This is a genomic window from Nisaea acidiphila, from assembly GCF_024662015.1.
GTDB lineage: Bacteria > Pseudomonadota > Alphaproteobacteria > Thalassobaculales > Thalassobaculaceae > Nisaea > Nisaea acidiphila.
This window is the reverse complement of sequence record NZ_CP102480.1, coordinates 2,077,491-2,096,745: the sequence shown is the minus strand read 5'-3', so window position 1 is coordinate 2,096,745 and position 19,255 is coordinate 2,077,491. Positions and strand designations below refer to the sequence as shown.

At 63.7% G+C, this 19,255-nt stretch carries 21 protein-coding genes; 15 read left to right on the top strand and 6 right to left on the bottom strand.

Annotated features, from left to right (window positions below):
• Positions 1 to 15: 15 nt before the first annotated feature.
• From NUH88_RS22260 to tldD, 3 genes are all read right to left on the bottom strand, one after another.
• Positions 16 to 1,473, bottom strand: a complete 1,458-nt coding sequence (locus tag NUH88_RS22260) for a methyl-accepting chemotaxis protein (protein ID WP_308220094.1) — start codon at positions 1,471 to 1,473, stop codon at positions 16 to 18.
• Positions 1,474 to 1,475: 2 nt separating this feature from the next.
• Complete coding sequence (locus NUH88_RS09725) at positions 1,476 to 1,814, bottom strand: hypothetical protein (protein ID WP_257771752.1); 339 nt, start codon at positions 1,812 to 1,814, stop codon at positions 1,476 to 1,478.
• Positions 1,815 to 1,931: 117 nt separating this feature from the next.
• Positions 1,932 to 3,365 (bottom strand): metalloprotease TldD, encoded by a 1,434-nt coding sequence (tldD, locus tag NUH88_RS09720; RefSeq protein WP_257771751.1) that lies wholly within the window; start codon positions 3,363 to 3,365, stop codon positions 1,932 to 1,934.
• Between the two features lie 292 nt (positions 3,366 to 3,657).
• Between tldD and coxB the strand changes: the two genes are divergently transcribed.
• The 9 genes from coxB to NUH88_RS09675 are packed head-to-tail and all read left to right on the top strand — an operon-like array spanning position 3,658 to position 11,401.
• Positions 3,658 to 4,515 carry a cytochrome c oxidase subunit II gene (gene coxB / locus NUH88_RS09715; RefSeq protein ID WP_257771749.1) on the top strand — a complete coding sequence of 286 codons (858 nt, stop codon included), beginning with the start codon at positions 3,658 to 3,660 and terminating at the stop codon, positions 4,513 to 4,515.
• A gap of 26 nt (positions 4,516 to 4,541) precedes the next feature.
• Positions 4,542 to 6,128: a cytochrome c oxidase subunit I gene (gene ctaD, locus NUH88_RS09710; protein WP_257771747.1), complete on the top strand. Its 1,587-nt coding sequence runs from the start codon at positions 4,542 to 4,544 to the stop codon at positions 6,126 to 6,128.
• A 56-nt stretch (positions 6,129 to 6,184) separates the two neighbouring features.
• Positions 6,185 to 7,102 carry a heme o synthase gene (locus tag NUH88_RS09705; protein ID WP_372743555.1) on the top strand — a complete coding sequence of 306 codons (918 nt, stop codon included), beginning with the start codon at positions 6,185 to 6,187 and terminating at the stop codon, positions 7,100 to 7,102.
• Positions 7,099 to 7,242, top strand: a complete 144-nt coding sequence (locus NUH88_RS09700; RefSeq protein ID WP_257771745.1) for a cytochrome c oxidase system small membrane protein — start codon at positions 7,099 to 7,101, stop codon at positions 7,240 to 7,242. Before NUH88_RS09705 ends, NUH88_RS09700 begins: the two co-directional genes overlap by 4 nt.
• Before the next feature lie 3 nt (positions 7,243 to 7,245).
• A complete protein-coding gene (locus NUH88_RS09695) occupies positions 7,246 to 7,872 on the top strand; it encodes a cytochrome c oxidase assembly protein (protein WP_257771744.1) in 627 nt (208 codons plus the stop codon).
• Between the two features lie 47 nt (positions 7,873 to 7,919).
• On the top strand, positions 7,920 to 8,705 hold the full coding sequence (locus NUH88_RS09690) for a cytochrome c oxidase subunit 3 (protein WP_257771742.1): 786 nt from the start codon (positions 7,920 to 7,922) through the stop codon (positions 8,703 to 8,705).
• Between the two features lie 34 nt (positions 8,706 to 8,739).
• Positions 8,740 to 9,114 carry a DUF983 domain-containing protein gene (locus NUH88_RS09685; protein WP_257771740.1) on the top strand — a complete coding sequence of 125 codons (375 nt, stop codon included), beginning with the start codon at positions 8,740 to 8,742 and terminating at the stop codon, positions 9,112 to 9,114.
• 57 nt (positions 9,115 to 9,171) lie between these two features.
• Positions 9,172 to 9,915, top strand: coding sequence for an SURF1 family protein (locus tag NUH88_RS09680; protein WP_257771739.1), 744 nt, complete (start codon positions 9,172 to 9,174; stop codon positions 9,913 to 9,915).
• Positions 9,905 to 11,401, top strand: a complete 1,497-nt coding sequence (locus NUH88_RS09675; protein WP_257771738.1) for a carboxypeptidase M32 — start codon at positions 9,905 to 9,907, stop codon at positions 11,399 to 11,401. Before NUH88_RS09680 ends, NUH88_RS09675 begins: the two co-directional genes overlap by 11 nt.
• Positions 11,402 to 11,408: 7 nt before the next feature.
• Here NUH88_RS09675 and NUH88_RS09670 read toward each other — a convergent pair whose 3' ends face one another.
• The gene (locus NUH88_RS09670) at positions 11,409 to 11,666 is read right to left on the bottom strand and encodes a DUF6356 family protein (RefSeq protein WP_257771737.1); all 258 of its coding nucleotides are present in this window, start codon (positions 11,664 to 11,666) and stop codon (positions 11,409 to 11,411) included.
• A 129-nt stretch (positions 11,667 to 11,795) separates the two neighbouring features.
• Here NUH88_RS09670 and NUH88_RS09665 point away from each other — a divergent pair, with 129 nt between their 5' ends.
• Together NUH88_RS09665 and NUH88_RS09660 are read left to right on the top strand one after the other, a co-directional pair.
• Entirely contained in the window at positions 11,796 to 12,263 is a 468-nt protein-coding gene (locus NUH88_RS09665; RefSeq protein WP_257771735.1) for an Lrp/AsnC family transcriptional regulator, read from the top strand.
• A 22-nt stretch (positions 12,264 to 12,285) separates the two neighbouring features.
• The gene (locus NUH88_RS09660; RefSeq protein ID WP_257771733.1) at positions 12,286 to 12,879 is read left to right on the top strand and encodes a GNAT family N-acetyltransferase; all 594 of its coding nucleotides are present in this window, start codon (positions 12,286 to 12,288) and stop codon (positions 12,877 to 12,879) included.
• On the opposite strand, the gene NUH88_RS09655 is transcribed toward NUH88_RS09660, so the two are convergent.
• Complete coding sequence (locus NUH88_RS09655) at positions 12,860 to 13,756, bottom strand: NAD(P)-dependent oxidoreductase (RefSeq protein ID WP_257771732.1); 897 nt, start codon at positions 13,754 to 13,756, stop codon at positions 12,860 to 12,862. The two genes, NUH88_RS09660 and NUH88_RS09655, sit on opposite strands and share 20 nt — an antisense overlap.
• Positions 13,757 to 13,860: 104 nt before the next feature.
• On the opposite strand from NUH88_RS09655, the gene thrC reads away from it, so the two are divergent.
• From thrC to NUH88_RS09640, 3 genes are all read left to right on the top strand, one after another.
• Positions 13,861 to 15,285, top strand: a complete 1,425-nt coding sequence (gene thrC, locus NUH88_RS09650; RefSeq protein WP_257771731.1) for a threonine synthase — start codon at positions 13,861 to 13,863, stop codon at positions 15,283 to 15,285.
• The gene (locus NUH88_RS09645; protein ID WP_257771729.1) at positions 15,282 to 16,553 is read left to right on the top strand and encodes a M16 family metallopeptidase; all 1,272 of its coding nucleotides are present in this window, start codon (positions 15,282 to 15,284) and stop codon (positions 16,551 to 16,553) included. The genes thrC and NUH88_RS09645 overlap by 4 nt, the downstream gene beginning before the upstream one ends.
• A 77-nt stretch (positions 16,554 to 16,630) precedes the next feature.
• On the top strand, positions 16,631 to 17,242 hold the full coding sequence (locus NUH88_RS09640) for a GNAT family N-acetyltransferase (protein WP_257771727.1): 612 nt from the start codon (positions 16,631 to 16,633) through the stop codon (positions 17,240 to 17,242).
• A 29-nt stretch (positions 17,243 to 17,271) separates the two neighbouring features.
• Here NUH88_RS09640 and NUH88_RS09635 read toward each other — a convergent pair whose 3' ends face one another.
• Positions 17,272 to 18,219, bottom strand: a complete 948-nt coding sequence (locus NUH88_RS09635) for an AEC family transporter (RefSeq protein WP_257771726.1) — start codon at positions 18,217 to 18,219, stop codon at positions 17,272 to 17,274.
• Positions 18,220 to 18,317: 98 nt separating this feature from the next.
• On the opposite strand from NUH88_RS09635, the gene NUH88_RS09630 reads away from it, so the two are divergent.
• A complete protein-coding gene (locus tag NUH88_RS09630; RefSeq protein WP_257771724.1) occupies positions 18,318 to 19,211 on the top strand; it encodes a LysR family transcriptional regulator in 894 nt (297 codons plus the stop codon).
• Positions 19,212 to 19,255 lie beyond the last annotated feature (44 nt).

Sequence of the window (19,255 nt, the reverse complement as noted above, 5' to 3'; positions counted from 1 at the left end):
CAGTCGGGATAAGGCCTAGGAGGCCTTGATCCGGCTGAGAAAGCCGTCGATCTCCGAGCGCAGGCGGCTGGTGTCCTGCGCGAGTTGCTCCGAGGCGCTCAGCATCGACTGGGCCGCTTCGCCGCTGCGCGTGCTTTCCGCATTCAGGGCGCTCATGCCCTCGGAGGCACTGCTGCTGCGTTCGCTGGCCTGGGTGACCTGATTGGAGATCTCGTTCGTGGCGGCGACCTGCTCTTCGATCGCGGCGGCGATCCCGGCCGAGATGCCGTCGACCTTGGAGACGGTTTCGAGGATCGTCGAGATCGCGGTGACGGCCCGGTTCGACTCTTCCTGGATTGCCTGGATCTGGGCGGAAATGGTTTCCGTCGCTTCCGCCGTCTGCGAGGCGAGGTTCTTCACCTCGGTCGCGACCACCGCGAAGCCCTTGCCGGCTTCGCCGGCACGCGCCGCCTCGATGGTCGCGTTGAGGGCAAGCAGGTTGGTTTGCTCGGCGATGTCGTTGATCAGTTTCAGAAACTCGCCGATCTTGTCGACCGCATTGGCAAGTCCGGAAACCGTCTCGTTGGTCTGGCTTGCCTGATCGACGGCCTCCCGGGTAACCGCGCTGGCCTCGGCGACGCGCTCGCCGATTTCGGAGAAGGAGCGCGCGAGTTCCTCGGTGACCTGGGCCGCCGTCCGGACATTGTCGGCGGCGGAGGCCGTGTTCTCGTTGGCGGCCTGCGACTGGGAGGCGAGAGAGCCCGCGACCGAGTTCATCTCGCTCGCATTGCGGCCGAGTTCCGTGGTCGCGCTTGCGACCGTGACGGCGATCGAGCCGACAGTGGAGGAGAAGGTATCTGCGAGAGCCGACATTTCCTCCGCCTTCCGCGCCTGCATCTGGCGTTCCTGCTCCATCTGCTCGCGCCCGAGGCGCTCTGCTTCGGCCTTCGCTTCCTCAGCCTCGTGCAAGGCCGAGTCCGAGGTCATGAAGGATTGTGCGACCGTGTAGGAAAGCCAACCGACGATAACCGCTTCGAGTACGACGATGACTGCATGTACGACGACGCGGCCGAAATCGGCGCCGTCCGGAAAGATCGCGGCCGGGAAGAGGAAGTTGAGCGACAGGTGATGCACGGCGACGGCAGCCGTCGCGGCAATCACGGCCCGGATGTCGCAGAGCGTGGTCAGAATCGCCAAGCATGCGAAGTAGTACATGTGGATGTCGATCTGCCAGGGGTGACCTTCGAACTGGAACACGACCAGGGACACCATCACCATCAGCGCGATCGACAGCGTGATCCGGGTCAGGCTTTGGTTCGGTGCCTTCCAGGCGGCGAGTCCGCAGAGAACGGCGAATGCTGCGGCTCCTGCGGTGGGCGCGATCAGGTGGGTGTCGAGCAGGAATCCCAATGCCCCAATCAACAGGACGTGCGCGGCGATGAATATTGCAAGGAAGTTGACCGCTTTCGCGCGGATCAGGCCCAACGTGCCCATCTTCAGATCTCCTTCAGGAAAACAGGCGCCGCGCTACCTTTGACGCCTGCGCAACCGAATAACCCGGTGGGATCGACCACGGCCCAGGCTCCGGAATTCTTAAGCTGTTCGACCGCGTCGGGCCGGTTGAGCCGAACAAGTGCGACCGTTTCAAGTCCTCCATGACGCAGCATCATGCCGCCGGATTCCGAAACGGCTCCGAGTACGGTCGTCCGGTCAAACCATGGCGGGAAAATCGCGGCGAGCGTCCGGTCGGTCTGCACCGGTCCGGTAAGCATCATGCCTGCGATCAAAAAAGTGCTGATGAGCAAAAGCGCAATGGCGCCGAGCACGTCACGCACGATTTGTCTCCCGTGAAGCCGAACAACCACCGGCTGTCCCGAGTGGCTACGCGGGGAAGTAAATAGAATTTAGGCTAATATTAGGTTAACGACCGGCCATGAGACGTTAATCCATGCCTACATGGCGGTGCCGCCGACAGTCACGCCCGTCATCTTGAGGGTCGGCTGGCCGACCCCGACCGGCACACCCTGACCGCTCTTGCCGCAGGTACCGATTCCGTCGTCCAGGGCGAGGTCGTTGCCGATCATGGCGATCTGGTTCATCGCGTCCGGGCCGTTACCGATGAGCGTCGCGCCTTTGACCGGGGCGCCGATCTTTCCGTCCTCGATCAGATAGGCCTCGCTGGCGGAGAACACGAACTTGCCGGAAGTGATGTCGACCTGGCCGCCGGCGAAATTCACCGCGTAGAGCCCCTTCTTCACCGAGGCGAGGATTTCGCCCGGATCCTTGTCGCCGGCCTCCATGAAGGTATTCGTCATGCGGGGCATCGGGTTGTGTGCAAAGCTCTGACGCCTGCCGTTGCCGGTCGGCTCCATGCCCATTAGGCGCGCGTTCTGCCGGTCCTGCATGTAGCCGACGAGGATCCCGTCCTCGATGAGAACGTTGCGCTGGCTGCGCGTGCCCTCGTCATCGATGCTGATCGAGCCGCGGCGGTCGTGGATGGTGCCGTCATCGACAACGGTGACACCCGGAGACGCAACCCGTTGGCCGATCATCCCCGAGAAGGTGGAGGTTTTCTTGCGGTTGAAGTCGCCCTCAAGGCCGTGACCGACCGCTTCGTGAAGCATCACGCCGGGCCAGCCGTTGCCGAGCACCACTTCCATTTCGCCCGCCGGCGCCGCGATCGAGGTGAGATTAACCTCGGCGATCCGCATCGCCTCGTCGACCTGCGCTTTCCATTGCTCCGGTGTCAGGTAGATGTCGTAGGCGACCCGGCCGCCCGCGCCGCAGCTGCCGCTTTCCATCCGGTCGCCTTCCGCCATGACGACGGAGACATTCAACCGGACGAGCGGACGGATGTCAGCGACCCTGTGTCCTCCGGCGCGGAGGATCTGCACGGCCTGCCAGGAGCCGGCAAGGGAGGCACTGACCTGTTTGACCCGGGGATCCCGGGCGCGAGCATAGGCGTCAATTTCCTTCAGAAGGTCGACCTTGTCGCCGAAGGGGGTCAGGGCAAGCGGATTGGCGTCGGTATAGAGCGCCGCGTTGCTGGCGGCCGGCGGTGCTGCGAGCGTACCGCCGTAACCGTGCTGCACGCTGGAAACAGTGTCGGCCGCGCGCTTGATTGCGGCTTCCGAAAGATCGGAAGCATGGGCGTAACCATGCGCTTCGCCCGCGATGGACCGGAGACCGAAGCCCTGGGTGGAATCGAAGGAAGCGGTCTTCAGGCGGCCATCATCGAACGCGAGACTCTCGCTTTGCCGGTACTCTAGGAACAGTTCGCCGTCATCGGCACCGTGCAGCGCCTCGTCGACGATGCGTCCGACGCGATCAAGATCCATCCCGCTGCGCTCGAAGAAGAGTTCGTCCGTCTTGCTGAGGTCGCTCATTCAGTCCGCTCCTGATTCGGCAGCATCTGTCGCGTGCCGTCTTTGTCCGCGTTTTGGATACCATATGGTCCCGCTATTCATAAAGTCACGGCGCGGAACGGGGTTAGCTGCAATCTGGCAAGCCAAACCCCGCGGGCGCGTCACTTCGTCGCGGATCGCTTGCCGATCGGCGGGGGCCAGTCGAATTGTCTTCACGCAATGAGGCGGACGGTGTATTGCGATACCCTTGTGAAGGGCCGCGCCTGACGTTAAAAACGGCCCGAGAATGAATAACGCGGAGAGAGCGGACACCATGAGGTTCTATAACCGGGCAATCTCCAGCCTCGCGCAACTCGCGGCGCTGCCCCTTCTGTTGATCGCGGCACTATCGCTGCCGGCAGGTGCGGAGGAAGTCCGCACGTCGCAGCCTTACCAGCTTGGTCTCCAGGACCCGGTCTCCCCGGTCGGGGTCCGGATCGGCGAGTTCCACGATTATCTCCTGGTGCTGATCACGGCGATCACGGTCTTCGTTCTCGCACTCCTCATCTATGTCTGCATCCGCTACCGGGCGTCGGCCAATCCGAACCCGTCCCGGACGTCGCACAACACGCTGATCGAGATCCTCTGGACGGCAGTGCCGGTCATTATACTTGTGGTGGTCGCGGTCCCGTCATTCAAGAACCTCTATTATCTCGACAAAACCTACGAGCCGGACATGACCGTCAAGGTCATCGGCAACCAGTGGTACTGGTCATACGAGTATCCGGACGAAGAGATCGTGTTCGACAGCTATCTGCTCGAAGGCGAGGATCTGCAGAAGGCAAATGGCCGGCGCCTGCTCGATGTCGACAATCCGCTGGTTGTTCCGGTCGGCAAGAAGATCCAGGTTCTGGTCACCAGTAACGACGTGTTCCATTCCTTCTTCGTGCCGTCCGCGGTGGTTCAGATCTACGCCATCGGCGGCCGGACCAACGAGACCTGGATGCAGTTCGACAAGGAAGGCACTTTCTACGGACAGTGCAACCAGATCTGCGGTATCCGCCACGCCTATATGCCGATCGTCGTGAAGGCCCTCAACGAGGCCGACTACGCCGAATGGCTCAAGGGTGCGAAGGAACAATTTGCGATGAACAGCGACGCGCCGGTCCGTGTCGCGGTCAACGCTAACTAACAACCACGCTACTGGGAGAGACCGATATGAGTGGCGCGCACGCTCACGCTGATGACCATGGGGTGCCGACGGGTATCCGGCGCTGGTTGTATTCGACCAACCACAAAGACATCGGCACGATGTATCTGATCTTCGCGATCATCGCCGGCTTGATCGGCGGCGCGATGTCCATCTACATGCGGATGGAGCTTCAGAATCCGGGCGTCCAGTTCATGGAAAACGGCCATGTCTGGAACGTCTTCACCACGGCCCACGGCCTGATCATGGTGTTCTTCCTGGTCATGCCGGCGCTGATCGGCGGCTTCGGCAACTGGTTCGTGCCGCTGATGATCGGCGCGCCGGACATGGCTTTCCCACGGATGAACAACATCAGCTTCTGGCTGCTGATTCCGGCCTTTGTCCTGCTCTTCCTTTCGGTCTTCGCCGATGGCGGCGCGGGCGTCGGATGGACGATCTACCCGCCGATGTCGAGCAAGCTCGGCACGCCTGGCCCGTCCATGGACATGGCGATCCTGTCGCTGCACCTTGCCGGCGCGTCCTCGATCCTCGGTGCCAGTAACTTCATCACCACGATCTTCAACATGCGCGCACCGGGCATGACGCTGCACAAGATGCCGCTCTTCGTCTGGTCGATCCTGATCACGGCGTTCCTGCTGCTGCTGGCGCTGCCGGTTCTGGCGGGCGCGATCACCATGCTGCTGACCGACCGCAATTTCGGCACGGCCTTCTTCGAGCCGTCCGGCGGCGGTGACCCGATCCTGTTCCTGCACCTCTTCTGGTTCTTCGGCCACCCTGAGGTGTACATCATGATCCTGCCGGCCTTCGGCATCATCAGCCACGTGGTCTCGACCTTCTCGCGCAAGCCGGTCTTCGGCTATCTCGGCATGGCCTACGCGATGGTCTCCATCGGCTTCGTCGGATTCATCGTCTGGGCGCACCACATGTACACGGTGGGGCTCGATGTCGACACGCGGGCCTATTTCACGGCGGCGACCATGGTCATCGCGGTGCCGACGGGTGTGAAGATCTTCTCCTGGATCGCGACCATGTGGGGCGGCTCGATCTCGTTCCGCGTCCCGATGATCTGGGCGATCGGCTTCATCTTCCTCTTCACGGTCGGTGGCGTCACCGGCGTCGTGCTGGCGAATGCCGGTGTCGACGTGGTGCTGCACAACACCTACTACGTGATCGCGCACTTCCATTACGTGCTGTCGCTGGGTGCGGTCTTCGCGCTGTTCTGCGGGTTCTATTACTGGTTCCCGAAGATGACCGGCTACCACTACAACGGTTTCCTTGCCCGCGTGCATTTCTGGATCATGTTCATCGGGGCCAATGTGACCTTCTTCCCGATGCACTTCCTCGGGCTGGCGGGCATGCCGCGGCGCTATATCGACTATCCGGATGCGCTGCACGGCTGGAACTACGTTGCTTCGATCGGCGCTTATATGGGCGGCATCGCGACCCTTCTCTTCCTCTACATCATCGTGGAGGCCTTCATGAAGAAGCGGGTCGCGGGCGATAATCCGTGGGGCGAGAGCGCGGACACCCTTGAGTGGACCGTATCTTCCCCGCCGCCGTTCCACACCTTTGACGAGCTGCCGCGGATCAAGTGATCCGCGGCGCCTCGGCGCCGGTACCGGATGGACAGGAGCGAGAAAGGTTCTCTTGCGTGTCTGACACTTCCATCGAGCTCAAAGCGGCGGACGCGTCCGCCGCTTCGGCGTCTGAAGCGATCCGTGATTACGTGTCGCTACTGAAGCCGCGCGTGATGTCGCTCGTCGTCTTCACGGGGTTCGTCGGCCTCTATCTCGCCCCGGGCGAGCTCAATCCCGGCCTCGCGGCCGTCGCAGTGCTGTGCATTGCGATCGGTGCGGGCGCGTCGGGTGCGATCAATATGTGGTACGACCGCGATATCGATGCCGTGATGTCGCGGACCTGCGGCCGTCCGATCCCGATGGGGAAGGTCGGCGCCGACGAGGCCCTGGCGTTCGGCGTCATTCTTTCTGGCATGTCGGTGATGGTGATGGGGCTCGCGACCAACTGGGTCGCGGCCGCTTTGCTGGCCGCCACGATCGGCTTCTACGTCTTCATCTACACCATGTGGCTGAAGCGCCGCACGCCGCAGAACATCGTGATCGGCGGCGCCTCGGGCGCGCTGCCTCCGGTGATCGGCTGGGCCGCGGTGACGGGCGACGTTACCGCGCTGCCGCTGGTCATGTTCCTGATCATCTTCATGTGGACCCCGCCGCATTTCTGGGCCCTTTCGCTATATCGTTCCGGCGATTATGAGGCCGCGGGCGTGCCGATGCTGCCGGTGGTTTCCGGCCGGCGCGAGACACAGAAGCAGATCCTGCTCTACACGCTGGTTTTGGTGCCCATCACGCTGCTTCCGGCGCTGTTCGAGACCGTCGGGTTACTGACCTACGGGCTCCCTGCGGCGGTCTTCGGCGCGGTCTTCACGATATCGGCCTGGCGCGTTTTCCGGGATGCGAGCGAGAAGAATTGCCGCCGCCTGTTCGGCTACTCAATCCTCTATCTTTTCGTCATCTTCACGCTGCTTATCATCGACCGGGCGGCGGGGGCATGAGTGCGATGAGCGACGACCGGAAACCGGAAACCCGCGAGCAATTCTATGCCCGCAAGCGTGGCAAGAACCTCGCCATTCTCGCCTGCATCATCGCCTTCTTCGTGCTGTTCTACGTCATCACCATCCTGAAGATGAGCTGAGACATGGCTGGGCAGGCGGAACGCAAGCGGAGCAACGCACGGGTCGGACTGATCCTTGCCGGCGTGGTCGTCGGCATGGTCGGTGTCTCCTTTGCGTCCGTGCCGCTCTACGATCTGTTCTGCCGGGTGACCGGCTTCGGCGGGACCACGCAGGTCGCCGACGGCGCCGCTGCCGAAGTCCTGGATCGCCGGGTCACCGTGCGCTTCGACGCGAGCGTGCAGCCGGACCTCGCCTGGACCTTCCGGCCGGTGCAGAAGACGGTCGACATCAAGGTCGGCGAGACCAAGCTTGCCTTCTACGAGGCGGTAAACAACAGCAGCGAGCCGATCGTCGGCACGGCGACCTTCAACGTCACGCCGGAGAAAGCTGGACTCTATTTCGACAAGATCGACTGTTTCTGCTTCACCGAGCAGGTGCTGCAGCCGGGCGAGCGGGTCGACATGCCGGTCTCGTTTTATGTCGATCCGGAGATGGACAAGGACATCAAGATGGACGGGGTTACGACGATCACGCTGTCCTACACCTTCTACAAAGCACAGGATCAGTCCGGCGCAAAGACCGCTCGCACCCAGGCTTCTCTGAAGGAGACCGGTGCGGGGACTGGCGACGCAGCGGACGTTAAGGGATAATCAAGGAGAGGAAGGCGCGTAAAACGCCGGACTAAAGGGGAAAGATAATGAGCGGACATCCACAGCATTCCTACCATTTGGTCGAGCCGAGCCCGTGGCCCTTTGTCGGGTCCATGTCAGGCTTCATCGCCGCGATCGGCGCCGTCATGTACATGCATGAATACGCGTTCGGCGGGACGATCCTGATCCTCGGCCTGCTTTCGATCTTGATGACCATGTTCTTCTGGTGGCGCGACGTCGTGCGCGAGGCCGAGTATCAGGGCCATCACAACGCGGTCGTGCAGCTCGGCATGCGCTACGGCATGATCCTCTTCATCGCTTCCGAGGTCATGTTCTTTGCCGCTTTCTTCTGGGCTTTCTTCGACGCCTCGCTCTATCCGGATACCGGTGTCTGGCCGCCGGAAGGCATTGTGACCTTCAATGCCTGGGATCTGCCGCTGATCAACACCATGATCCTGCTGCTCTCGGGCTGCACCGTGACCTGGGCACACCATGCCCTGATCGAGAACAAGCGGGACCAGTTCCAGCTCGGCCTTGGCATCACTATCCTGCTCGGCGCCGCCTTCACCGCGCTGCAGGCCTACGAGTACAGCCACGCTGCCTTCGGCTTCACCGACGGCATCTATGCCTCGACCTTCTACCTCGCGACCGGCTTCCACGGCTTCCACGTGATCATCGGCACCACCTTCCTGGCGGTCTGCTGGTTCCGCGGCCGCGCGGGTCATTTCAAGCCGGACCACCATTTCGGCTTTGAGGCGGCGGCCTGGTACTGGCATTTCGTCGACGTCGTCTGGCTGTTCCTGTTCGTCTGCGTCTACTGGTGGGGCGGCTGATCGGCCTGACGGGAACGAAGCGGGGGAGATCTGCGTGAGCGCACCCTACTATCCCCCGCTCTCCCCGTTATCGACCGGGCTCTCCTGCAGCTGTCCGCGCTGCGGTAAGGGGCGCCTGTTCGAGGGGTTCCTCACCGTCCGCGAGACATGTCCGTCCTGCGGACTGGATCTCAAGAACGAGGACAGCGGGGACGGTCCCGCTGTCTTCATCATTTTCGTGCTGGGCGGCACCGTGGTGCCCCTCGCACTCTGGTTCGAGACGTTGTTCGAACCGCCGCTCTGGGTACATGCCGTGCTCTGGGGCGCGGCCGTCATCGGCGGCACCATGGCGCTGCTACGCCCCCTGAAGGCGTACACGATCGCGCTGCAATACAAGCACAAGACGCCGCACCGCCCGCCGGGGGTCTGACCCGCGGTCCGGGGCGGGAGCTCCGCTCCCGCCGGTGCGCACAGCCCGGGAAAGCACATGCTCGGCAATCGCAGGTTCCGGCCCACCTTCTGGGCCAGTTTCTTTACCGTCCTCGCCGTCGCCTTCATGCTCGGCCTCTGCTACTGGCAGATCGAGCGGCTGGTCTGGAAGACCAACCTCATCGAGCAGTTCGAGAGCCGCGTCGCCGAGGATCCCGTCGCGGCGCCCGACGCGCTCGGCGAAATCGAGGACTGGCGATACCGCCGGGTCCGGCTCGAAGGCACGTTTCTGCACGACAAGGAGCTGCTCGTTACCGGCAAGCCGTTCGAAGGCAATGCCGGTTTTCACCTGATCACGCCGATGCGCCTGACCGACGGGCGCACCGTGCTGGTGAACCGGGGCTGGATCCAGCTGAAGCCGCGCGGTCCGGTCGATACCGGACCGATGCATGTCGAAGGCTTGCAGACGGTCGAGGGGCTGATCCGCCAGGACCGGCTCAAGGGCTATTTCGTGCCGGAGAACGAGCCGCAAAACGAGGTCTGGCTCTATGTCGATACCGCCCAGATGGCGGTGCATCGCGGGGTAGGCCCGGTTCTGCCCTACTATGTCGATCAGCTTCGCGCGCCGGGGCCGCTGAAGATGCCGATCGGCGCCGACACCAGGATCCATGTCCGCAACGAGCATCTGAGCTACGCGATGACCTGGGCGCTCCTTGCGCTGACCCTGATCGTTATCTACGTGATCTATCATCTGAAGCCCGAGGACGACGCCTCCGACGAAGGAACCGGCCGTGAGCAATAATCCCTATACCGCGCTGGAGACCCGCTTCCGGCGCTATTCCGCACTCAGCGGCGCGAGTGCCATTCTCGGCTGGGATCAGGAGACCATGATGCCGTCGGGCGGCGCCGAGGCGCGGGCCGAACAGCTGGCGACCCTCGACGTGCTGCAGCATGAGCTGCTTTCCGCACCGGCGGTCGGCGAGGAACTCGCGGAGGCAGAGGCGGCAACCGCGACATTGACCCCCTGGCAGCAGGCCAATCTGCGCGAGATGCGCCGGGTCCATACCAACGAGACCGTGGCCCCGGCCGATCTCGTCGAAGCCCGCTCTCGGGCGACCTCGGCCTGCGTCAATGCCTGGCGCGAAGCGCGCAGGCAGGACGATTTCTCCGCCGTTTCCGACAAGCTCGCCAAGGTTCTCGACCTGACCCGCCAATATGGGGAGATCAAGGCCGAGAAACTCGGCTGCTCGCTCTATGACGCGCTGATCGATAGCTACGAGCCGGGCGGTACCATGGCCTGGATCGATCCGATCTTCGCAACCCTCAAAACCGAATTGCCCGCGCTGATGGACGGCATCCTGGCGCATCAGGCCGCCGGTCCGGCACCGCTAGCGCCGGAAGGCCCGTTTCCGGCGGCGAAGCAGAAGGCGCTCGGCGAAAAGGTCATGGCCGCGCTCGGCTTCGATTTCACCCATGGCCGCCTCGACGAGAGCGCGCATCCCTTCACCGGCGGGATCCCGGAGGATATCCGGATCACGACGCGCTATTCCGAGGAGGATTTCACCCGCGCCCTGATGGGGGTGATCCACGAGACCGGCCATGCGCTCTACGAGAGCGGCCTGCCGCAGGACTGGCGCGGCCAGCCGGTCGGCTCCTCGCGCGGCATGGTGATGCACGAGAGCCAGTCCCTGCTGATGGAGATGCAGGCCTGCCGGGCGCCCGCTTTCTACCGCTTCCTCGCGCCGCTCGCCGCCGAGACCCTCGGGGCGGACGGTCCGGCCGTCACGCCGGAGAACCTGAACAGGCTCGGTCACCGGGTCTCGCGCGGGCTGATCCGGGTCGATGCGGACGAGGTCACCTACCCGCTGCATGTCATGTTGCGCTACGATTTCGAAAAGGCGCTGCTGTCAGGTGATTTGCAGGTGAAAGACCTTCCGGGCGCTTGGCGCGACGGCATGAAGACCGCGCTTGGCGTCGCGCCTGAGGACGACCGCGACGGCTGCCTGCAGGACATTCACTGGTATCACGGCTCGTTCGGCTATTTCCCGACCTACACGCTCGGGGCGCTGGCGGCGGCGCAACTCTTCAAGGCGGCGAAGGACGCCCTGCCGGAGCTGGACGCACAGATCGCCGAAGGCGATTTCGCGCCGCTGCTCGGCTGGCTGAGAGCGAACGTGCACGAGAAGGCGAGTTCCAGGCTCACCGACGAGATCCTGACCGAGGCGACTGGTGCCGAACTCGGCGCCGACGCCTTCCTCGCGCATCTGCGGACGCGTTATCTCGGCTGAGTAATCCTCATTCCGCCGGCTGCTGCCCCAGCTCGGCATGGTTGGCCGCCATCACCTTGTGACGGGCGCCAGCGGACATGCGTTCGTAGAGCCGGGCGATAGTCTTGCTGCCGGTCCGGGTGAAGAGGAACGGGAACAGGCCGTGCGCGATGCAGGCGAGCCCGCCGAGCATCATCGCCGCGCCGGTCGAAGTCGCGAAGCCGAAATGCTGCCAGTAACTCTCGCCGACCGACTGGGGATGGCTGGTGAAGAGTTTGAGAATCATGGCGGCGCTCCGGTTTTAGGGGTGAAGAGACCGGTATTGTCCGCCCAATTCGGCGCAAATGGTTTGCTATTTTTCGCGATGTCCCGGAGAATTGTAGAATAATTTTCTCACAAACTGGGTAATTATAGAATGCCGATGGATGACGTGGACCGCCGCATCCTGGCCCTGCTGCAGGAGGATGCCGCCCTCTCGGTCGCGGAGATCGGCGGCCGCGTCGGGCTTTCCTCGACGCCGTGCTGGCGGCGCATCCAGAACCTCGAGAAGCAGGGTATTATCCGCAAGCGCGTGGCCCTGCTGGACCGCCGTGCGGTCGAGGTACCGCTGACCGTCTTCGTCATGATCCGGACCAGCCAGCACAATGACGAGTGGCTGGAGACCTTCGCCAAAGGGGTGGCGGATATCCCGGAGGTGCTCGAATTCTACCGGATGAGCGGCACCGTCGATTATCTGCTGCGCATCGTGGTGCCGAGCGTCGAGGCCTATGACGCGGTCTATAAGCGCCTGATCTCCATCGCCGACCTCGCCGAGGTCAGTTCCAGCTTCGCGATGGAGGAAATCAAGTACACGACGGCTCTGCCGCTGACTTATGCTGGATAGGCTTGTTCTATCGAGAGAGAAAATGACAGAGACGTCCGAAACCGCCGCGCCCGTGACGCCAGCGCTCGAAACCGAGCGGCTCTTGCTTCGCCCGTTGGAGTTGGCCGATGCGGACGTGCTTCAGAAGCTCTTCCCGCAATGGGAAATCGTCAGATATCTCGGCAGCCATGTTCCGTGGCCGTATCCGCATGACGGTGCGCTGTTTTATGTCCGCGATATCGCCTTGCCCGCGATGCGTGCCGGTACGGAGTGGAACTGGACGCTCCGTCCGAAATCCGAGCCCGGTACGCTGATCGGGGTGATCGGCCTGATGAGCCAGCCCGACAACAACCGGGGCTTCTGGCTGCTTCCGGAATGGCGGGGTCGGGGGATGATGTCCGAGGCGGTGGAGGCTGTGACGGAGTTCTGGTTCGAGACCCTGAAGCAGCCGGTCCTGCGAGTGCCGAAAGCGATTGCCAATAAAGGCTCCCGGCGGATCTCCGAGCGCACCGGCATGCGCGTGATCGCCACCGGCGAGAAAGATTACGTTTCTGGGCGTTTGCCGATGGAGCTCTGGGAGATCACGCGCGAGGAGTGGCAGGCAAGGCGAGGCACGGCTAACCCGCCCGCTCCCTGAGCGCGTCCGCGAGCCGTGCGACCAGATCCTCAAGATCGGTCCCCATGGTGCGTTTCTCGACGACCTCCTTACCGAGCGGCGTGCCCTCGACGAAACGGTAGATATCGGCGGCGCCTTCGAAGGTCTTCGGAGTGAGGCCGGCATCGCCGAAGGTCTTGGCGATCTCCTCCATCTCGCCGACCCAGCGATAGGCCTTCGGCGGCATGCCGGGCAGGCTGTTGGTAAGGCTCTTCAGCAAATTGGCCTGTGCGCCCTCCATCTCCGTGCGGAGCGCGGGCCCGACCCCTTCCAGCTCCGCCGTGACGAAACTCTGGATCGCGAGCGCCTGCACGCCCTTGGTCAGCGTGGCGAAGCACATCTTCAGCGCGGAGGCGGCGCCGACTTCCCCTTCGACGACACGAATGTCGAGCGCCGGGCGGAGCGCCTCGAAAGCCTCGGCGCCGGGGCCGTTGACATAGATACGGGGACTCGGCCGGCCCGGATAGGGCGGCCCGCCGATGATGCCGCCGTCGAGAAAGCGGATGCCTGCAGCCTCGGCCTTGTCGCGCAGCGTGCGGGCGGTCGAGGGGGCGATGGCGTTGAGGTCGACAAGCGCGGCGCGTGGTTTTTCCGAAAGGCCGCCTGCGGCCTTCGCCATCCTGTCGACGAAGCCGCTCGCCTGGTCCGGCGGCATGATGGAAAAGATGGCATCGCATTCGGTCAGGAGCCGGGCATCGGAGGCGAGATCCTCAATCCCCGCTTTCGCCGCGAGAGTGCGGCTGCGTTCGGAGCGGCCCTCGAGGTTGGTCACCACTTTGGCCCCGGCCTCGGCGAGGCGCTGGCCGATGGCGTGGCCCATGTCCCCCGGTGTCATGATCGCGATGCAGTCGAGTGTCATTCCGCCGGTCCCCGTTGCCGTTTCAGCCCGTGCGGGCATTGTTGCAAGAACCCTTGCCCGCCGCTAGGTTGCGCTCTTTCGGACAGCGAAAAGAGACGGCGGACGTGCGCTATATCAGTACCCGGGGAAAAGCCCCCGAACTCGGCTTCGAAGACGTGCTCCTGACGGGCCTTGCCCGCGACGGCGGACTCTATGTCCCGAAGACCTGGCCGCAGCTTACCGCAGCGGACCTGAAGCGCCTGTCCGGGCTCACCTACGCCGAGACCGCCTTTGAGATCTGCCGCCTCTTCACCGGCGACGCGTTCGACGATGCGACGCTGAAAACCATCATGGACGAGGTCTATGGTTCCTTCGATCACACGGCCGTGGCGCCGCTGAAACAGCTCGACGCCAATCTCTGGATGATGGAGCTGTTCCACGGCCCGACGCTCGCTTTCAAGGACTACGCGATGCAGGTGCTCGGGCGCATGTTCGACCATGTGCTCGCCAAGCGCGGCGAGAAGGTGACCATCGTCGGAGCGACCTCGGGCGATACCGGCTCCGCCGCGATCGAGGCCTGCCGCGACCGCGACAATATCGAGATCTTCATTTTCTTCCCGGAGGGCCGGGTCTCGCCGGTGCAGCAGCACCAGATGACCACGGTGCTGGCGCCGAACGTCCATGCCATCGCGCTCGAAGGCACTTTCGACGACTGCCAGGACATGGTGAAGGCGCTCTTCAACGACGCGGATTTCCGCGACCGGCATAATCTCTCCGCCGTGAACTCGATCAACTGGGCGCGGATCCTGCCGCAGGTGGTCTATTACGTGACCTCGGCGCTGGCGGTCGGCGCGACGGCCGAGCGGCCGGTCTCGTTTGTCGTACCGACGGGTAATTTCGGCAATATCTTCGCCGCCTATGCCGCCAAGCAGATGGGCCTGCCGATCGACCGGCTGGTGGTGGCGACCAATCAGAACGACATTCTCTCGCGCTTCCTCTCCTCAGGCGAGATGAAGCTCGAAGGCGTAAAACCCTCGATCAGCCCGAGCATGGATATCCAGGTCTCGAGCAATTTCGAGCGCTTCCTGTTCGATCTCTACGACCGCGACGGCGCCGCCGTGACAGAGGTGCTGACCTCTTTCCGCGAGAGCGGCAGTTTCGCCATCTCGCAGGGCATGCTGGAGAAGGCGCGCGCCGTGTTCGACGGCTACCGCACGGACGAGGCGGGGACGAAAGCGACCATCAAGGCTGTCTATGAGGAGACCGGCGAGATCACCGATCCGCATTCCGCCGTCTCTCTCGGAGCCGCACGCCAGGCCCGCGCGTCGGGAGAAATCGGGACCGAAATGCCGCTGATCTCGCTCGCCTGTGCCCACGCTGCAAAGTTCCCGGATGCGGTCGAGGCCGCGACCGGCATCCGTCCGCCGCTTCCGGCGCGGCTCGCCGACCTGCTGGAGCGCGAGGAGCGGATGACGGTGCTCGCCAATGATTTCGGCATCGTCAGTTCCCATATTGCCGGGATCGTGGCCGGCAAGGAGAATGCTGCATGAGTAACGCCAAGGACGGCGTGCGTATCACTGAGCTTTCGAACGGCGTCCGGGTCGTGACCGACCGGATGGCCAGCGTCGAGAGCGTCTCGCTCGGGGCCTGGCTCAATGTCGGGACCCGGCACGAGGTGGCGGCCGAGAACGGCGTCGCGCATCTCCTGGAGCACATGGTGTTCAAAGGTACGCGGCGGCGCAACGCGCTGCAGATCGCCGAGGAGATCGAGGCGGTCGGCGGCCACATGAACGCCTATACCGCGCGCGAGCAGACCGCCTATTACGTGAAGGTGCTGAAGGAGGACGTCCCGCTCGGCGTCGACATTCTCTCCGACATTCTCACCAACTCGACCTTCGACGAGACCGAGCTCACCCGCGAGCGCCATGTGATCCTGCAGGAGATCGGCCAGGCGGCGGATACGCCGGACGATATCGTCTTCGACTATTTCCAGGAGACCGCTTATCCGGACCAGGCGATGGGCCGGCCGGTTCTGGGACGTTCGGAGATCGTTCGTGACATGAGCCGTGACGGTGTCATGTCCTTCATCGGCGGGAACTACGCGGGCGACATTCTCGTCTTCTCCGCCGCGGGCAATGTCGAGCACGACAAGGTCGTCGAAGAAGTCGAGCGCGGGTTCGGCAAGCTCGCACCAAAGACCGGCGCGAAGACCGAGGCGGCCGTCTACAAGGGAGGCGAGAGCCGGGTCGAGAAGGATCTTGAGCAGCTTCACCTGCTGCTCGGTTTCGAGGGCATGGGCTTCCATGACGAGGATTTCTACGCCCAGCAGGTGCTGTCCATGCTGTTCGGCGGCGGCATGTCCTCGCGCCTGTTCCAGGAAGTGCGCGAGAAGCGCGGCCTCGTCTATTCGGTCTATTCCTTCAGCGCCGCCTATCACGACGGTGGCATGTTCTCGATCTATGCGGGGACCGGCGAGAAGGATGTGGCAGAACTCGTACCTGTGGTCTGCGACGAGTTGAAGGACGTGGCCGGGAACGTCACCGAGCAGGAGGTCGAACGGGCGCGCACGCAGCTCCGCTCCGGCCTGCTGATGAGCCGCGAGAGCACCTCCAACCGCTGCGAGCAGCTGGCCCAGCACATGCTGGTCTACGGCCGTCCGGTGCCGGTCGAGGAACTGGTGGCCAAGGTCGACGCGGTGGACACAGCGGCAATTCGCCGGACGGCAAAGCGGTTGCTCGCTTCTGCTCCGACCCTGGCGGCTCTGGGTCCGACCTCGCAGCTCGAATCCTACGACAGCATCCGGGCGCGGCTGAACTGACGGGTACTTCCGCTTGCCTTCCGCACGGTTAACAGGAAAAATGCTATCCGGCATAGGACTCCATGGGGGATCGCCGAGTGGTCCTGACGTTTTTCCCGCCGTCGAAGATCGAACCGCGCGTCACGCTGCCGCGTCTCTATCTGAGGCAACCGAACAAGAATGACTGGCGTGAGTGGGCCGAATTGCGCGCGCTCAGCCGGGATTTTCTTGTCGAGTGGGAACCGCGCTGGCCGGACGACGCGCTGACCCGGGCCGCCTTCCGCCGCCGTCTCTCGCGCTATGCGGAGGATTGGGCACGCGACCAGGGTTATTCCTTCTTCATCTACCGGCGCAGCGACGACTCGCTGGTCGGCGGCATCACCATCGCCAATGTCCGCCGCGGCGTGTCCCAGTCCTGCACCATCGGCTACTGGATGGGCCGGCCCTATGCCCGTCGCGGCTACATGACCGAGGCGGTGCACGGCGCTTGCTCCTTCGGCTTCGACCAGCTCGCTCTGCACCGGATCGAGGCGGCCTGCCTGCCGCGCAACTATCCGAGCCAGGGTGTCCTGAGAAAAGCCGGCTTCACCGAGGAAGGGTTGGCGCGCAAGTATCTGAAGATCGACGGCCGCTGGCAGGACCATATTCTCTTCGCGCTGTTGCGCGACGAGTTCTATCCGAACTTCGCGGACGAGCTGAAGAAGTTCTGAGCCGCGCCGGCCCGGATCCGGAACGGACCTTATCCTGCCGAAATCGCCAGATAGAGCGACAGCGAGGCGACCGAGAGCACGGTCGTCATCAGCACGACGCGGCTCGTGATCACCGCCTCGCGCTGGTAGAACTCGGCCAGCATGAAAGGCCCGGTGCCTGTCGGCAGCGCCGCCAGAAGCACTGCCAGATGGGCGACGCCTGACGGAAGGGCCAGGATCGGCACCGCGACCACCCAGGTAATGGCCGGCTGCACCACCAGCTTCAGCGCGATCAGTACCGCCTGCAGCCGGCTGCTCGTCGCGGGCCCGTCGTTCCGCACGGCATTGTCGGCGAGAAACAGGCCGAGCGCGACGAGGGCACAGGGAGAGGCCGCCCCGCCCAGCAGCGCAAGGTAGCGGTCGAAGGTCTCGGGGAGCGTGAGACCCGACGCCATGAAAAGCGCACCGAGGGCGGGAGCGGCAAGGAGGGGATTCTTCACCAGCGCGACAAGTGTCTTGCGGAGGATGTCACGGCGGCGGGCACCGGTCTGGAGTGCGCATTCGATCAGCACGATGGCGACGGCGAAGAGGATGCAGGCGGTCAGGATCGTCGCGATCATCGTCGCGGCCATGGCCGACTGGCCGATCACCGCGAGCACGAGCGGGAAGCCCATGAAGCCGGTATTCGGATAGCTCGCGTTCAGTCCGTCGATGGCGGCGTCGGCGACGTGGCAGCCTTGGCGGACGCGGATCCAGAGCGTGGCGCCGAAGACCAGCGCGCAGCCGGCCGTGAAGGCGATGATGAAGTCCGGCTGCCAGATTTCCGCCGGATCCGCCTTTGCCATGATGCTGAACAGCATGGCCGGCAGGGCCAGAAAGACGACGAAGCGGTTCACTTCGCGGGTCGCGGTCGGGCCAAGCGTGCCGGTTCGTCGGGTGACGAACCCGGTCAGGATCAGTGCGAAGATCGGCAGGACGACGAACAGGTTCGAGAGCATGAGCGGACGGTTTCGTTGCGGAACGACTTTTCTCTACGCTCTCCTGTCGATACAATCCAATCCAGATCAAGGCGCTCATTGAGTTAAAAAAGGTATCAATGGATACGCGGCAGATGCGCTATTTCGTGGCCCTGGCCGAGACGCTGCATTTCGGCCGGGCGGCGGAGTGTATGAACATGACCCAGCCGCCATTCAGCCGGCAGATCGCCAATCTGGAGCGTGATCTTGGCGTCCGGTTAGTTGAGCGGAACTCGCGCCAGGTCTCGCTGACCCCGGCGGGGCAGCGCTTTCTGAAGGATTCTCGAGCGGTGCTGGCGCAGTTCGAGGCCGCCTGCCGCGATGCCCGTCTGGTCGCCGAAGGGCAGAAAGGCGAGGTGCAACTCGGCTTCATGATGCATGCGGCGCATCGGATCGTGCCGCGCATCGTCAGCGGCTACACGGCGCTCCGCCCCGATGTCCGCGTCTCGCTCTCGGAGACAACACCGGCGGAGATCGAAGCCAAGCTCCTGAACCGGGAACTCGACGCCGGGATTACCTTCTCCGGGCGCACCTTGCCGCAGCTCGAGAGCGTACCGGTCGTCACCGACCGCCTCTGCCTGGTAACACCGCTGTCACATCCGCTGGCTGAACTCGAGATGGTCGGTCCGCGGGACCTGAGGGACGCCGACCTGATCGCGACGCCGTCCGGCATCTCAGAGACCTTGCGTCGGGCGGTTTCCGACTACTTCGCCGCGGACGGCATCGTGCCGCGGTTTCGTTTCGAACCGCAGCTGCAGAACACCATCCTTCGCCTCGTCGCCGCCGGGCTCGGGGTGGCGCTGGTTCCGGAATCGATCTGCGACGGGCAGCTCTCCGACATCGTCGCCCGGCCGCTCCGGAACGCGCCCAGGCTTGAGGTCGTGCTGAAGGTGCGGCGGGAGTCGGATAACCCGGCCGTCGTCCCGCTTGTGGAGCTGATCCGCAGAGAGTCTTTCTCAGGCGCTCCCGAATGACGATTTGAAACCGGCGCCCGTGCGAGTCATCCTGCGGCCTTGGC